This is a genomic window from Cronobacter sp. HA18003 (assembly GCF_011605905.1).
GTDB classification, from domain to species: Bacteria; Pseudomonadota; Gammaproteobacteria; order Enterobacterales; family Enterobacteriaceae; genus Cronobacter; species Cronobacter sakazakii.
The window spans coordinates 18380-33419 of the sequence record NZ_JAANQO010000026.1 but is presented as its reverse complement, the minus strand read 5'-3'; the positions used below and the strand labels follow the sequence as shown (position 1 = coordinate 33419).

The window sequence follows — 15040 nt, the reverse complement described above, 5'->3', positions numbered from 1 at the left end:
GGTTTACTAACGATTGTTCGCTGAGCCCCGAGGCAACGCAGAGAATTAACTAATTGAAAAAATTAAAGCTTAATTATCTGCTCATCGGCGTCGTTACCCTGCTGCTGGCAGTGGCCTTGTGGCCGGCCATTCCCTGGTCCGGCAAAGCCGATAACCGTATCGCCGCGATTCAGGCGCGGGGGGTTTTGCGCGTCAGTACCATCGCCACGCCGCTGACCATGTACCGCGCTGGTGACACGATGTCCGGGCTTGATTACGAGCTAAGCCAGGCCTTCGCCGACTATCTGGGCGTGAAGCTTAAAATCACCGTGCGCCAGAACATCAGTCAGCTCTTTGACGATCTCGACAATAACGACGCCGATCTTCTCGCCGCAGGCCTGGTCTATAACGAAGCGCGCAGCCAGCACTATCAGGCTGGCCCTATCTATTATTCCGTCTCGCAGCAGATGGTTTACCGCGTCGGCAGCCTGCGTCCGCGAAGCCTCGCCAGTATTAAAGAGGGGCAACTGACCATTGCGCCGGGCCACGTGGCGCAAAGCGAGTTGGAACAACTCAAAGCAAGCAAATACCCGGATTTAACCTGGCGCGTCGACCCGAAACTCAGCAGTAATGAGCTGATGCTGCAGGTGGCGCAGGGCACGCTGGATTACACCATCGCCGATTCGGTCGCCATCAGCCTGTTCCAGCGCGTTCATCCGCAGCTTGCGGTCGCGCTCGATCTCAGCGATGAGCAGCCGGTGACATGGTTCAGCCGCCGCAGCAGCGATAACTCGCTCTCGGCCGCGCTGCTCGATTTCTTCAATCAGATTAACGAAGACGGTACGCTGGCGCGCCTGGAAGAGAAGTATCTGGGCCACGGCAATGATTTCGATTACGTGGATACCCGCAGTTTCCTGCGCGCCGTAGACAGCGTGCTGCCGGAGCTGCAGCCGCTCTTTGAGAAATACGCGACGGATATCGACTGGCGACTGCTGGCGGCTATCTCGTATCAGGAATCCCACTGGGACAGCCAGGCCACCTCGCCCACCGGCGTACGCGGTCTGATGATGCTGACGCGCAATACGGCGCAAAGCCTGGGGCTGACCGATCGTCTTGATGCCGAGCAGAGCATCAGCGGCGGCGCGCGCTATCTGAAAGATATGATGAGCAAAGTGCCGGAAAGCGTTCCGGAAGAGGAGCGGATCTGGTTTGCGCTGGCGGCGTATAACATGGGCTACGCGCATATGCTGGACGCCCGCGCGCTGACGGCAAAACAAAAAGGCAACCCGGATAGCTGGTCTGATGTAAAACAGCGGCTGCCGCTGTTAAGCCAGCGCCCCTATTACAGCAAGCTCACCTATGGCTACGCGCGCGGGCATGAGGCTTACGCCTATGTGGAAAATATCCGTAAATATCAGATAAGCCTGGTCGGTTATCTGCTGGAGAAGGAAAAGCAGGCCGCCGCGGCAGCGCAGCCTAAGCTTGTGCAGAGTTACCCGACGAATATTACGCCGCAGGGTCTGTTCCCGTCGCCCTTTTCGTCGCTTCCTTTAGGGCCTTTTTCTCAAGCCGGCGCTGGCGGAAAAACGCACTCAGCATTGCCGAACACTCTGTCGCCAGTATCCCCTCGATAACCTGCACCTGATGGTTCATGCCGGGATGCCCGGTGATGTCCATCAGCGACCCGACCGCGCCGGTTTTGGCATCACGCGCGCCGAACACCAGCGTGCCGATACGCCCATGCACCATCGCGCCTGCGCACATGACGCACGGCTCAAGCGTGACATACAGCGTGGTATCCAGCAGACGATAATTTTGCAGCACCAGCCCGCCCTGGCGCAGCGCCATGATCTCGGCGTGTGCGGTCGGGTCGTGGCGGCCAATCGGGCGGTTCCAGCCTTCGCCGATAACCTGATTGTTGTGTACCAGCACCGCGCCTACCGGCACTTCTCCCTCGTCCCAGGCGCGCTGCGCGAGCGTCAGCGCGTGGCGCATCCAGTATTCGTGGGTGAGTTCAGTCTGTGACACAAGCTTCTCCGGGAGTATAAGGCGGGCGGCATTATACACACCGTTTATGGGTTGCGAAACGCGCCTTATTCGAGCTGCTGGAGCTGCCCCTGCGGGGTGACGCGCCAGCGGTGCTGGCAAAAGTAAAGCAGCGGGTTATCTTGCTTGCTGTCGCTGTAGCCACTGTAAAGACGCAGCGGCGTGCCAATCTGGCGCTCCAGCTGCGCTACTTTTTCATGGCCGAGGCAGCGCAGCGTCAGTACCCAGCCACCAAAGCGCCGCTCCATTTGGCTGGCGATGACATTCACGCGCGGCAGCCACGGGGTATCGTAATAGACCTGTTCCACCAGCGTCTGCGGGGAGCCGGTGATGAGCCAGACGTCGGCGTCGGTGCTGGTGAGGTAACCGGTCAGGCGCTCATGCACCACCGGAAAGGTGACGACATGGGTGCGAAACCAGTCGGCGAAAGCTTTCTCAAGCATTTTCAGACGCGCCTCGCTGTGGCCGAAGGTACAGCCCCAGAGCAAGAGGCTCATCGGCCAGCGGGCGGCGCGCCCTTTGATTAACAGCCCGCCCAGGATAACGGGCAGCAGAGGAATAACCAGCAGCAGGTTAAGCGGCTGACGCCGCAGCAGATAGCGCATAAAAGTGCCGAACATATCCTGTTGATGCAATGTGCCATCCAGATCGAAAAACACCACCCGACGCTCGTTATTGGCCAAACCTTACTCCTCTGGATCGTTAAAGCCCAGGAACCACGTAAACAGAAAACCGGCGATCACCGCTACCAGATAGCCTAACAGATAGAGCATCACTTTTCCGGTCACGATGGTAAGCGCCAGCGGTAGCCCGGAGATGCCAAAAGTGATGACCGTCGCCACTTTAAAGTAGCTGATAATCGCGCCGCCTGCCGCCCCGCCAAGACACGCGCCGATAAACGGCTTGCCGAGCGGCAGCGTCACGCCGAAAATCAGCGGCTCGCCGATACCGAGCAGACCGACCGGCAGCGCGCCTTTAATCACCTTTTTCAGCCGGGCGTTACGGGTTTTCAGCAGCACCGCCAGCGACGCGCCAATCTGCCCCACGCCCGCCATCGCGAGGATGGGAAAGAGCGCGTTATAGCCGTGCGCCTGAACCAGCTCGACGTGAATGGGCACCAGCCCCTGATGCAGGCCCGTCAGCACCAGCGGTAAAAACGTGCCCGCCAGCACCGCGCCCACCAGCAACCCGCCTTTATCAATAGCGAGCGACGCGCCATGCGCGATGGTTTCCGAGATCCAGCCGCCGAGCGGTTGCAGCGCCACAATAGCGATGGTGCCAGTAATCAGCGTTGTCAGCAGCGGGTTCAGGATAAGCTCCACCGAGACCGGCAGCAGATTACGCAGCTTTTTCTCAAGCCAGCACATCAGCATCACCACCAGCAGCACGGCGATGACGCCGCCGCGTCCCGGCTGTAACTGCTCGCCGAAGAGCGTAATCTGCGCCAGCTGCGGGCTGGAGAGAATACCCGCCATGACGCCGCCCATCGCCACCGAGCCGCCGAACACCCGCGCGGCGTTAACGCCGACCAGGATGTTCATGATGGCAAACACGGCGCTGCCGAAAATGCCGAGTAACCCCAGCAGATTGGGATAACTGGTGGCGAAGCCGCCGACGATATCCGGGCGTTTGAGGATATTAATAATCCCGGTAATCAGCCCCGAGGCAATAAACGCCGGGATCAGCGGAATAAACACGTTCGCGAGCTGGCGCAGCGCATCGCTCATCGGCGCTTTATAGCGCGCTTTCGCCTGGGCTTTCGTACGTGCGGCGTCATCAATCGCCGGTTCGGTGGACATCGCGCCCTGCATCTGCGCGCGCATCGCATCGACGATTTGCGCGGCGCGTCCGGGGCCGGCAATCAGCTGATGCTGTTCGCCCTGCTTCACATAACCGCTGATGCCTGGCAGCGCCTTCAGCGCCGGGAGATCCATCAGACTCTCGTCGCGCAGCTCCAGACGCACGCGCGTCATGCAGTTTTCCAGCCGTAAAATGTTGCCTTCACCGCCCACGCCGTTGAGGATTTGCGTGGCGAGCGTCACCGATTTTTCCATACGTTACGTCCCCTTACGGCTGCAACGCCGCTCTTAAAAAGCCGTTATGCGCCGCGAGACGCGCATGGGCGGCCTGCGCGTCCAGCCCGGTCAGCACCATTAAAATGGCGGGCTTCACCTCGTACTCGGTCTGCGTGAGCACCGCTTCGGCCTCTTCACGCGTCACACCCGTCGCTTCCATCACCATCCGGCAGGCGCGATCCACCAGTTTGACATTGGTCGCTTTCATATCCACCATCAGGTTCTGGTAGACCTTGCCGCACTTCACCATCGCGCCGGTGGAAATCATATTAAGGACGAACTTCTGCGCCGTACCGGATTTCAGGCGCGTGGAGCCAGTGAGCGCCTCCGGGCCGACCACGGGCGAAATGGCGATTTCCGCCGCTTCAGCTATCGGCGAGCCGGGGTTACAGGAGATGGCCGCCGTCGCGCAGCCCAGCGCGCGGGCGTACTTCAGGCCGCCGATGACATACGGCGTGCGGCCTGATGCCGCCAGCCCCACCACCATATCGCGCGCGTTAAGCCCAATGGCTTTAAGATCGTCTTCGCCAAGCTGCGCGTTATCTTCCGCGCCTTCGACGGCTTTCAGCAGCGCGCCGGGGCCGCCTGCGATAAGCCCGACCACCACGCCATGCGGCACGCCGAACGTCGGCGGGCATTCCGAGGCGTCCAGCACGCCAAGGCGCCCGCTGGTGCCTGCCCCCATATAGATGAGCCGCCCGCCGCGGGTGAGCGCCGCGGCCGCCGCGTCCACCGCTTTCGCGACCTCCGGCAGCGTTTCACTGACGGCGTACGCCACACGCTTGTCTTCTTCGTTAAAACGCCTCAGCATCTCAAGCGTCGGGAGCGCGTCGAGATCCAGGGTATCGGGATTGCGGGTTTCTGAGACCAGCGAGCCAAGATTCATATTGCACCTCTGAATTTTTAATTCATAATGATGGCGCTATAATGGAATATAAAATTCAAAGTGGCGAGTAAATTTCCCGGCATTGAAAAGCCGATCACACTTAATCCAGCCGGAGGCGTTGATGAATACCCTGATCCTTATCCGCCAGCGATACCCGACGCTGGCGCAAAGCGACCGAAAACTTGCCGACTTTTTGCTTCAGTTCCCCGACTACGCTCGCCATTTAAGCTCGCAGCAGCTAGCGGCGGAAGCAGGCGTCAGCCAGTCGAGCGTGGTAAAGTTTTCACAGAAGCTCGGTTATAAAGGCTTCCCGGCGCTGAAACTCGCTATCAGCGAAGCGCTCGCGAGCCAGAGCAACATTCACTCGGTGGCGGTACATAACGAGATCCTGGGCGACGATCCGCTGCGCCTGGTCGGTGAAAAGCTCATTAAAGAGAATGTCGCGGCGATGCATGCGTCGCTGGATATCAACCCGGAAGAGAAACTGCTGGCGAGCGTCGGGCTGCTGCGCAACGCGCGGCGCATCGTGCTGACCGGCATCGGCGCGTCGGGGCTGGTCGCGAAAAATTTCTCCTGGAAGCTGATGAAAATTGGCCTTAACGCCGTCGCCGAACAGGATATGCACGCGCTGCTGGCCACCGTGCAGGCGATGGAGCCGGAAGATTTGCTGGTGGCGCTTTCTTACTCCGGCGAGCGGCGCGAAATCAATCTCGCCGCCGACGAAGCGCTGCGCGTGGGCGCACGCATTCTCGCCATCACCGGTTTTACGCCGAACGCGCTGCAACAGCGCGCGACCCAGTGTCTCTATACGATCGCCGAAGAGCAGGCGACGCGCAGCGCGGCAATCTCCTCCACTTCCGCCCAGATGATGCTCGCGGATCTGCTGTTTATGGCGCTGGTGCAGCAGGATCTGGAGAAAGCCCCGGAGCGCATTCGTCACAGCGAGGCGCTGGTAAAAAAACTGGTCTGAGTAACAAATGGGCGTATAATGCCCGCCCTGTTTGTGTTGTTTCTGAGATTTTCCTGATGGCGCTGCTAATCACTAAAAAATGTATCAACTGTGACATGTGCGAGCCGGAGTGCCCGAACGAGGCTATCTCAATGGGAGACAACATCTACCAGATTGACACCAGTCGTTGCACAGAATGCGTGGGGCATTACGAAACGCCCACCTGTCAGAAAGTGTGCCCGATCCCCAACACGATTATTAAGGATCCGGCGCATGCAGAGAATGAAGAGCAGCTGTGGGATAAATTCGTGCTGCTCCATCATGCCGATAAGATCTAGCTTTCGATAATTACCGTGGCGCAGGCGTAGTGCCGCTCGTCAGCAAGCGTGACGTGCACTGATGTCACGCCCATCCGCGCCGCCAGCCGTTCAGCCTCATCCCACAGCCGCAGCTTCGGTTTTCCCAGCTCGTCGTTAAACACTTCAAACTGATTAAACGCCAGCCCGTTGCGGATGCCGGTGCCGAAGGCTTTCGCCGCCGCCTCTTTCACCGCGAAGCGCTTCGCCAGAAAGCGCACCGGCTGCTGGTGCGCCTGATACTGCGCCCATTCGTTCGCGCTCAGGACACGCTTCGCCAGCCGGTCGCCTGAGCGGGAGATGACCGCCTCGATGCGGTCAATCTCCACGATATCGGTACCGAGCCCCAGAATCGCCATTAGCGACGCGCTTCCAGCATCAGGCGTTTCATCTCAGACACCGCCTCTTTCAGGCCGCTCATCACGGCGCGTCCGATAATCGCGTGACCGATATTCAGCTCATGCATTTCCGGCAGCGCGGCAATCGCCTGGACGTTGTGATACGTCAGCCCGTGTCCGGCGTTCACTTTGAGGCCCTTGCTCGCGGCGTAGGTAGCGGCTTTCGCGATACGCTCAAGTTCGCGCGCGCGGGTGGCGTCGTCTTCGGCATCCGCATAGCAGCCGGTGTGGATTTCAATGTACGGCGCGCCGACGGCCACCGCGGCGTCAATCTGCGCGTTATCGGCGTCGATAAACAGCGACACCAGAATGCCCGCCGCCGCCAGACGCTGGCAGGCGTCGCGCATTTTATCGAGCTGGCCTGCGACATCGAGCCCGCCTTCGGTCGTCACTTCCTGACGCTTCTCCGGCACCAGGCAGCAGAAATGCGGTTTTGTCTCGCAGGCGATGGTCAGCATCTCTTCGGTGACGGCCATCTCGAGGTTCATACGGGTGTGGAGTGTCTGGCGCAGGATACGCACATCGCGATCGGTGATATGACGGCGATCTTCGCGCAGGTGAACGGTGATGCCATCCGCACCTGCCTGTTCGGCGATGAACGCCGCCTGTACCGGGTCCGGATAAGCCGTGCCGCGGGCGTTACGCAGCGTGGCGATGTGGTCGATGTTAACCCCTAACAGCAATTCAGCCATGACAATCCTCGTAAATCGACAAAAAGTGCAGGCAGTTTACACCTGGTCGGGAAAGGCTGGCTATGGTTGCGCGGTCAGGCGGTTTCGCCTTCCGGCGGAAGCGGACGTTTTTTAGGCACAAACTGGCGAAACAGCTCGCGGCTCTTTAACGGTTTGCCGCCAAGATACGGTTTGAGCGCCATACGCGTGAAACGCTTGGCGGCGCGCAGGGTGTCAACATCGGGGAATTCGCGGGTGGCGAGCGCTTTGAGCTGGCGGCCGGTAAAGGAGGTGTTGTCGATAACCAGGCTTGCGATAAAGCCCTTCTCTTCGCGGTAACGGTACGTCATGGCGTCATCGACTTCATCACCGGTGCCCGCGCAGTGCAGAAAATCGACGCCGTAGCCGAGATGCCCGAGCAGCGCGAGCTCAAAGCGACGCAGCGCAGGCTCCGGTGAGCCACTCGCGCCAGCCAGCGCCTGAATGCAGTGCAGATAATCAAAGAAAAGTTCGGAAAAGCGGGTTTCCGGCTCCAGTACGCGCGCGACCAGTTCGTTAACGTACAGGCCGCTGTAAAGCGTGATGCCGGAAAGCGGAAGCGCGAGCGAAACGGCTTCGGCGCTGGTGAGGTTTTTGACGTCGCCGCGCCCGCTCCAGCGCACCAGCAGCGGGGTAAACGGCTGCAGCGCGCCTTTGAGATTAGAACGTTTGCGACGCGCGCCTTTGGCGACCACGCGCACGCGGCCGGATTCTTCGCTGAACAGATCGATAATCAGGCTGGTTTCGCTCCACGGACGCGCGTGGAGCACAAAGGCACGCTGCCAGCCTTCCATCAGGCGGCCTTAGAGATCGTCGACGTAACCGAGACTGCGCAGGGCGCGCTCATCGTCGGCCCAGCCCGATTTCACTTTGACCCACAGCTCCAGATGCACCGGCGCTTCGAACATGTCCTGCATGTCCTTACGCGCTTCGATACCGATGGTTTTGATTTTGGCGCCTTTATTGCCAATCACCATTTTCTTCTGCCCTTCGCGCTCAACGAGGATCAGCCCGTTGATGTCGTAACCGCCGCGCTCGTTGGTCACGAAACGCTCGATTTCGACCGTCACCGAATACGGCAGCTCAGCGCCCAGGAAACGCATCAGTTTTTCACGGATGATTTCAGAGGCCATAAAGCGCTGCGAGCGGTCGGTGATGTAATCTTCCGGGAAGTGGTGAATCGCCTCTGGCAGATGCTTGCGCACAATCGCCGCGATAGTATCCACATTCATACCGGTTTCCGCGGAGATCGGCACGATATCGAGGAAATTCATCTGGCTTCCCAGGAACTGTAAATGCGGCAGCAGCTCCGCTTTGTCCTGCACGTTGTCGACTTTGTTGATAGCCAGAATGACCGGCGCTTTGCCTTCGCGCAGTTTGTTCAGCACCATTTCGTCGTCCGGCGTCCAGCGGGTGCCTTCGACCACGAAAATCACCAGCTCAACGTCGCCGATAGAGCTGCTGGCCGCCTTGTTCATCAGGCGGTTAATGGCGCGTTTCTCTTCCATATGCAGGCCGGGGGTATCGACGTAAATCGCCTGATACTCGCCTTCGGTGTGAATGCCTACGATACGGTGGCGCGTGGTTTGCGCCTTACGGGAAGTAATTGATATTTTCTGCCCGAGCAGTTTGTTCAGCAGCGTTGATTTCCCGACGTTCGGGCGGCCAACGATGGCGATAAATCCGCAGTACGTTTTGGTTTCGCTCATTCCAGCTCCAGTTTTTTCAGCGCCTGCTCAGCGGCTGCCTGCTCCGCTTTGCGGCGGCTGGAACCCGTGCCGACCACCGGTTCGCTCAGGCCACTTACCTGGCAGTGGATAGTAAATTCCTGATCGTGAGCTTCCCCACGCACCTGCACCACCAGGTAAGACGGCAGCGGCAGATGGCGCCCCTGCAGATATTCCTGCAGACGCGTTTTCGGATCTTTTTGTTTATCGCCCGGACTAATTTCATCCAGACGCGTTTGATACCAGGTGAGAATTAAGCGCTCAACGGTCTGGATATCGCTGTCGAGGAACACGCCGCCAATTAAGGCTTCAACGGTATCGGCAAGAATCGATTCGCGACGAAAACCGCCGCTTTTCAGCTCGCCCGGCCCAAGACGCAGGCACTCGCCCAGCTCAAATTCACGTGCGATTTCGGCGAGCGTATTGCCGCGCACAAGCGTTGCGCGCATACGGCTCATGTCGCCTTCGTCGACACGCGGAAAACGGTGATACAGCGCGTTCGCAATCACGAAACTTAAAATGGAGTCACCCAGAAACTCCAGACGCTCATTATGTTTGCTGCTGGCACTGCGATGCGTTAATGCCTGCTGCAACAGATCCTGATGATGAAAAGTGTAGCCCAGCTTTCGCTGAAGCCGATTAATTACGATGGGGTTCATGCGATACCAATTAATGAATGCGTCAAAAATTCAGCACACGGAACAGGGCTGATGGGGTTCAAAGCTGTTTCGTGTGCCGTGGCTCCCTTGCGGGAGCCAGCCGGAAATCGTCGGGGGAATATTCTATACACAACGACAGGGGATGTCGTTAGTTCCAACAGATTTAATTCGTTAATGAATGCCGCCGATTCGATTCAGGCGCACGCCTGTCGGCCATTCACCTTCCTGCTTCTCGAAACTCATCCAGATAGCGGTCGCTTTACCCACCAGATTCGCCTCCGGGACGAAGCCCCAGTAACGGCTGTCGGCGCTGTTATCGCGGTTGTCGCCCATCATGAAGTAGTGGCCCGGCGGGACAATCCAGGTGCCGGTCTGCTGGCCCTGCTGACGGTAGTAAATACCGACCTGATCCTGCGCGATAGGCACTGTCAGAATACGGTGCGTGACGTCGCCTAAGGTTTCCTTACGCTCGGTCAGGCGGATGCCGCCGTCTTTGCTTTCGTTTTTCGGTACCTGGAAGAAACCGCTGCTCGCCTCGCCGCCGTTCTGACGGCCAAAGGTCTGCACGAAATCGCTCGGCTCGACGTTCGAATAGGTGATAGGCAGCGCGTTCGCGCACGCCTGGCCTGAACTGCAGTTCGGCTGGACGGTCACCTCTTTCGCGACTGGATCGTAGCTGACTTTATCGCCCGGCAGACCAACCACGCGCTTGATGTAGTCAAGGCGCGGATCGCCCGGATATTTAAACACGGCGATGTCGCCGCGCTTCGGATGGCCAGTTTCGATAAGTGTTTTCTGGTAAATCGGATCTTTGATGCCGTAGGCGAATTTCTCCACGAGGATAAAATCGCCGATAAGCAGCGTCGGCATCATGGAGCCAGACGGGATCTGGAACGGCTCATAAATAAACGAGCGCACCACCAGAACCACCGCCAGAACCGGAAATATCGACGCGCCGGTTTCCAGCCAGCCCGGTTTCGGGCCTGCTTTCTTCGACGCGCCCGCGTCCTGCGCATCCGCGGCGGCAAGCGCCGCACGCTCGCGACGCTTCGGCGCGAAGATAAATTTATCCACGCACCACAAGATGCCCGTCACCAGCGTTGCGATGACCAGGATCAGGGCAAACATATTCGCCATGCCAACTCCTTAGGTTATTTACCGTCTTTCCCAACGTGCAGAATGGCGAGGAACGCTTCCTGCGGCAGCTCGACGTTACCGACCTGCTTCATGCGTTTTTTACCCTCTTTCTGTTTCTGCAACAGCTTTTTCTTACGGCTGACGTCGCCGCCGTAGCATTTTGCCAGCACGTTTTTACGCAGCTGTTTCACTGTGGAGCGGGCAATAATGTGGTTGCCGATGGCCGCCTGAATGGCGATATCGAACTGCTGGCGCGGGATCAGATCTTTCATCTTCTCCACCAGCTCGCGACCGCGGTACGGCGCGTTGTCGTTGTGGGTGATCAGCGCCAGCGCATCGACACGCTCGCCGTTGATCAGCACGTCGACACGCACCATGTTTGAGGCCTGGAAGCGTTTGAAGTTGTAATCCAGCGACGCGTAACCGCGCGAGGTGGACTTCAGGCGATCGAAGAAATCGAGCACCACTTCCGCCATCGGAATTTCATAGGTCAGCGCAACCTGGTTGCCGTGATACACCATGTTGGTCTGCACGCCGCGTTTTTCAACGCACAGCGTGATGACGTTGCCAAGATATTCCTGCGGCAGCAGCATGTGACACTCGGCGATAGGCTCGCGCAGCTCCTGAATGTTGTTCAGCGGCGGCAGCTTGGACGGGCTGTCGACATAGACCACTTCGTTATTGGTCATCTGCACTTCATACACAACGGTTGGTGCCGTGGTGATGAGGTCGAGATCGTATTCGCGCTCCAGACGCTCCTGGATGATTTCCATGTGCAGCAGGCCGAGGAAGCCGCAGCGGAAGCCGAAGCCCAGCGCCGTAGAGCTTTCCGGCTCGTAGAACAGCGAGGCGTCGTTCAGGCTCAGTTTGCCAAGCGCGTCACGGAAGGACTCGTAATCGTCAGAGCTGACCGGGAAGAGGCCCGCGTAAACCTGCGGCTTCACTTTCTTAAAGCCAGGCAGCGCTTTTTCCGCCGGGTTACGGGCGAGCGTCAGGGTATCGCCCACCGGCGCGCCGAGAATGTCTTTAATCGCGCACACCAGCCAGCCCACCTCGCCGCATTTCAGCTCGGTGCGGTCGATTTGCTTCGGCGTGAAAATACCGAGACGGTCAGCGTTGTACGTCTGGCCGGTGCTCATGACTTTCACTTTGTCGCCCTTGCGCAGGGTGCCGTTTTTCACGCGAATAAGTGACACGACGCCGAGATAGTTATCGAACCAGGAGTCGATAATCAGCGCCTGTAACGGGGCATCCGGATCGCCTTCCGGCGGCGGAATGTCGCGCACCAGACGTTCCAGCACATCCTGCACGCCCACGCCGGTTTTCGCGGAGCAGCGCACCGCGTCGGTAGCGTCGATGCCGACGATATCTTCGATCTCTTCTGCCACGCGCTCAGGATCGGCGGCAGGCAGGTCAATTTTGTTCAGTACCGGCACCACTTCGAGATCCATTTCGATCGCGGTATAGCAGTTGGCGAGCGTTTGCGCTTCCACGCCCTGGCCTGCGTCAACCACCAGCAGCGCGCCTTCGCACGCGGCGAGAGAGCGGGAAACTTCATAGGAGAAGTCAACGTGGCCGGGGGTGTCGATAAAGTTAAGCTGGTAGGTTTCGCCGTCAGAGGCTTTGTAGTCCAGCGTCACGCTCTGGGCTTTAATGGTAATGCCGCGCTCGCGCTCCAGATCCATGGAATCCAGCACCTGCGCTTCCATTTCGCGATCGGAAAGGCCGCCGCAAATTTGAATAATACGGTCAGACAGCGTCGATTTACCGTGGTCGATGTGAGCGATGATCGAAAAGTTGCGTATGTTCTTCATATAGCGAGATTTTTATGCCTTATAAATCCTGAGAGGCTCGGCGCAACGCGCGGTACTGAGCATGATGTCTCTGGCTGTCTTATGCCTGAAACGCTGCATTCTACACTACAACCAGAAAGCGGGGAAACTGCGTCTCAGGTAAGCATAGACGGCGAATGAAAATCACAGGGAAAGGAGGCGTAAAACCAACAGCCGGCGATTACCGGCTGTCAGAGGAAGGGGTGGTTTCAACGCGCAACGCATCGGGCGGAAGCCCGACGCTGAGAATGACCGGCTGCCAGCTTTCACGGGAGGCGAATTTCGGCGACAAACCGCGCGCCAGCAGAAAACCGCCCACGCCGCCCAGCGCCGCGCCGCACATCGCGGCAAGGTCAGAGCCAAAGAGCGCCTGGAAAACACCGGCCATGACAAACAGCCCCACCAGCGGAGAGAGATAGACCAGCATCGCGGAGCCCAGCAGACTGCCTTCGGCGATGCCCAGCTCCACTTTCTGTCCGGCTACCAGCGGCTGCTCGCTCGGTACGTTGATATAGTGCGTATTCTGCGGCCCCAGCTTGTTCAGCACGCGCGTGCCGCAACCGGCGCGAGACGCGCAGCTGCTGCAGGAGGCTTTAACGTCGCAACTGAGTACGGCTTCGCCGTCTTGCCACGACACGACCGTGGCCCACTCTTTAATCATTGAGATGCCCTGAAGGTAATGCTACTCGCGATGCGCTTCGCCGTCGGCGGCGGCAGCTCGCCTACTACTGTGATTTCAGCATTATTGCGCACTTCGGTGCTGACGGTGCGTCTGCCAGTGCGCAGCATCTGTTCGCTGCTGTTAGCGCTGGCGCGGCTGACGTTAATCGAGAAGCTAAAGAGCCCGTCAGAATAGAGCCGCGACTCCACCGGCGAATCGATACCCGGCAGCGGCCGGCGGCTGCTGGAGATTTCAGTAAAGCCCTGCGGCAGCCACGACGCTGACCAGCCAAATTTAGCATTATCGCCCGACGGTACCGAGAGCAGCGGCGGCAGCGAGGCCTTCGCCAGATTCTGCATCATCGTGCCGGGCTTATCGTTAACCGTAAAAGAGACGACGCGGAACTGCTCCAGCGTTTCGCCATCGCGATCCAGCAAATCGACACGCATTGGCAGGCGCGTTTCGCTGTCTACCCATGCGATATAACCATAACGGGTGCCATCGCGCGCCACCACGCGGATCACTTCGCAAAGCCGGTCGGCAATGCGGGTGCGCCCGACAGAGATAAAATCGTAATACGGCGCAAGGCGGCGGAAATCGGTGTAAACCAGCGACGGCAGTGAATCGACGATAAAATCGCCGTTCAGGGTAAACGGCTCAAGCCCTGGCTCGAAATAGCTGATTTCCGAACCACGCTGCACGACTTCGCGACGCGGGCCGTCCAGCTGCAATAACTGCGCGAGGGGCTTATTGTCGAGCCTGGCGTGGCGGTAGCGTAAAGATTCCACACCCTGCTTGTTGATGCTGACAAATGAGAGCTCGTAGTTGAGTGACTGGCTCGCCAGGTTCATTTGCTGCAACAACGCCTCGGACGATGCATCTGCCGAGGCGTTGAAGGAAACGAACAGGCTGCCCGTCAAAAGAGAGACGGCGCACCAAAGTTGCTTCATTACTGCGATTGAGTTCCTAAAGTCTGGTTACCAGGCACTTGTAAGGCGGCCTGCTGCGTCTGCGACTGCTCCAGCTGGAGCTGCTCGGCATGCAGGCGGCGTTGCAGTTCGTAATCCTGCAACATCGCGTTGATGCGACGACGCTGTTCCTGCACCTGCGGCTGACCGCCTGCGGCGTTGTTATCCGCTGTCGGCACGCCAAGGCTGACCGGGCTGGCTTTACCCATCATCGGCAGCGTATTGAACACCGGCGCTTCCGGCTGTGCGCTCGCATCAGGCTGCGCATTATAGTGCTGAACGCCGACAATCACCGCCAGCGATACGCATGCGGCCATACCGACTTGCGTGAGCTGACTCGCCCAGGGCCGCACTTTCTGCCAGAACGGCATTTTGCTCCACTGCTGTGGCGCAGGCTGTGATTCAGGGATGAGCGGCGCAGCCTGTCGGGCGGGCTCATTTTCGATCGCCGCCATGACACGTGCGGAGATATCAAAATGAAGCGTTTCGCCGGTATCGCCGCGCAGGGTATCGCGAATGAGGTGATAGCTTTCCCAGGTTTGCTGTAACGCTTTGTCATTTTCGACCGCGCTCAACAATTCGCTGTCCAGTGCTTCCCCATCCATTAAAGCGGAAAGTTTTTCTTTCTGCATGCTTAATACCTTTTCCAGTATCCCG

The 15040-nt window shown here is 58.8% G+C and carries 16 protein-coding genes and 1 pseudogene; 3 read left to right on the top strand and 14 right to left on the bottom strand.

Annotation, left to right across the window (positions count from 1 at the left end; genetic code table 11):
• Window positions 1–53: 53 nt before the first annotated feature.
• Entirely contained in the window at window positions 54–1613 is a 1560-nt protein-coding gene (gene mltF, locus G6041_RS18710; RefSeq protein WP_012124025.1) for a membrane-bound lytic murein transglycosylase MltF, read from the top strand.
• Here mltF and tadA read toward each other — a convergent pair.
• The 4 genes and pseudogenes from tadA to murQ form a co-directional block, all read right to left on the bottom strand.
• A pseudogene (gene tadA, locus G6041_RS18705) lies at window positions 1573–1974 on the bottom strand (tRNA adenosine(34) deaminase TadA); the annotation flags it as partial. The gene mltF and the pseudogene tadA overlap by 41 nt on opposite strands.
• Before the next feature lie 98 nt (window positions 1975–2072).
• Window positions 2073–2708 carry a phosphatidylglycerophosphatase C gene (gene yfhb, locus G6041_RS18700; RefSeq protein ID WP_012124023.1) on the bottom strand — a complete coding sequence of 212 codons (636 nt, stop codon included), beginning with the start codon at window positions 2706–2708 and terminating at the stop codon, window positions 2073–2075.
• Window positions 2709–2711: 3 nt separating this feature from the next.
• On the bottom strand, window positions 2712–4079 hold the full coding sequence (locus G6041_RS18695; protein WP_012124022.1) for a PTS transporter subunit EIIC: 1368 nt from the start codon (window positions 4077–4079) through the stop codon (window positions 2712–2714).
• Between the two features lie 13 nt (window positions 4080–4092).
• On the bottom strand, window positions 4093–4986 hold the full coding sequence (murQ, locus tag G6041_RS18690; protein WP_012124021.1) for an N-acetylmuramic acid 6-phosphate etherase: 894 nt from the start codon (window positions 4984–4986) through the stop codon (window positions 4093–4095).
• A 121-nt stretch (window positions 4987–5107) separates the two neighbouring features.
• Between murQ and G6041_RS18685 the strand changes: the two genes are divergently transcribed.
• A complete protein-coding gene (locus tag G6041_RS18685; RefSeq protein ID WP_004387386.1) occupies window positions 5108–5956 on the top strand; it encodes a MurR/RpiR family transcriptional regulator in 849 nt (282 codons plus the stop codon).
• A 56-nt stretch (window positions 5957–6012) separates the two neighbouring features.
• Window positions 6013–6273, top strand: a complete 261-nt coding sequence (locus tag G6041_RS18680; RefSeq protein ID WP_004387385.1) for a YfhL family 4Fe-4S dicluster ferredoxin — start codon at window positions 6013–6015, stop codon at window positions 6271–6273.
• Here the strand turns inward: G6041_RS18680 and acpS are convergent.
• The 10 genes from acpS to rseA all read right to left on the bottom strand — a co-directional run bounded on the left by acpS (window position 6270) and on the right by rseA (window position 15015).
• Window positions 6270–6650, bottom strand: a complete 381-nt coding sequence (gene acpS / locus G6041_RS18675) for a holo-ACP synthase (RefSeq protein WP_004387384.1) — start codon at window positions 6648–6650, stop codon at window positions 6270–6272. The genes G6041_RS18680 and acpS overlap by 4 nt on opposite strands.
• Window positions 6650–7381: a pyridoxine 5'-phosphate synthase gene (pdxJ, locus tag G6041_RS18670; RefSeq protein WP_007700675.1), complete on the bottom strand. Its 732-nt coding sequence runs from the start codon at window positions 7379–7381 to the stop codon at window positions 6650–6652. The genes acpS and pdxJ overlap by 1 nt, the downstream gene beginning before the upstream one ends.
• Window positions 7382–7455: 74 nt before the next feature.
• Window positions 7456–8193, bottom strand: coding sequence for a DNA repair protein RecO (gene recO, locus G6041_RS18665; protein WP_004387382.1), 738 nt, complete (start codon window positions 8191–8193; stop codon window positions 7456–7458).
• 9 nt (window positions 8194–8202) lie between these two features.
• Window positions 8203–9108, bottom strand: a complete 906-nt coding sequence (gene era, locus G6041_RS18660; RefSeq protein WP_004387381.1) for a GTPase Era — start codon at window positions 9106–9108, stop codon at window positions 8203–8205.
• A complete protein-coding gene (gene rnc, locus G6041_RS18655) occupies window positions 9105–9785 on the bottom strand; it encodes a ribonuclease III (protein WP_004387379.1) in 681 nt (226 codons plus the stop codon). The genes era and rnc overlap by 4 nt, the downstream gene beginning before the upstream one ends.
• A 171-nt stretch (window positions 9786–9956) precedes the next feature.
• On the bottom strand, window positions 9957–10922 hold the full coding sequence (lepB, locus tag G6041_RS18650; protein WP_004387378.1) for a signal peptidase I: 966 nt from the start codon (window positions 10920–10922) through the stop codon (window positions 9957–9959).
• A gap of 14 nt (window positions 10923–10936) precedes the next feature.
• A complete protein-coding gene (gene lepA / locus G6041_RS18645; RefSeq protein WP_004387377.1) occupies window positions 10937–12736 on the bottom strand; it encodes a translation elongation factor 4 in 1800 nt (599 codons plus the stop codon).
• 199 nt (window positions 12737–12935) lie between these two features.
• Window positions 12936–13415 carry a SoxR-reducing system protein RseC gene (rseC, locus tag G6041_RS18640; RefSeq protein ID WP_007897214.1) on the bottom strand — a complete coding sequence of 160 codons (480 nt, stop codon included), beginning with the start codon at window positions 13413–13415 and terminating at the stop codon, window positions 12936–12938.
• Window positions 13412–14365 (bottom strand): sigma-E factor regulatory protein RseB, encoded by a 954-nt coding sequence (gene rseB / locus G6041_RS18635; RefSeq protein WP_004387375.1) that lies wholly within the window; start codon window positions 14363–14365, stop codon window positions 13412–13414. The genes rseC and rseB overlap by 4 nt, the downstream gene beginning before the upstream one ends.
• A complete protein-coding gene (gene rseA, locus G6041_RS18630; protein WP_004387374.1) occupies window positions 14365–15015 on the bottom strand; it encodes an anti-sigma-E factor RseA in 651 nt (216 codons plus the stop codon). The genes rseB and rseA overlap by 1 nt, the downstream gene beginning before the upstream one ends.
• Between the last annotated feature and the right edge of the window lie 25 nt (window positions 15016–15040).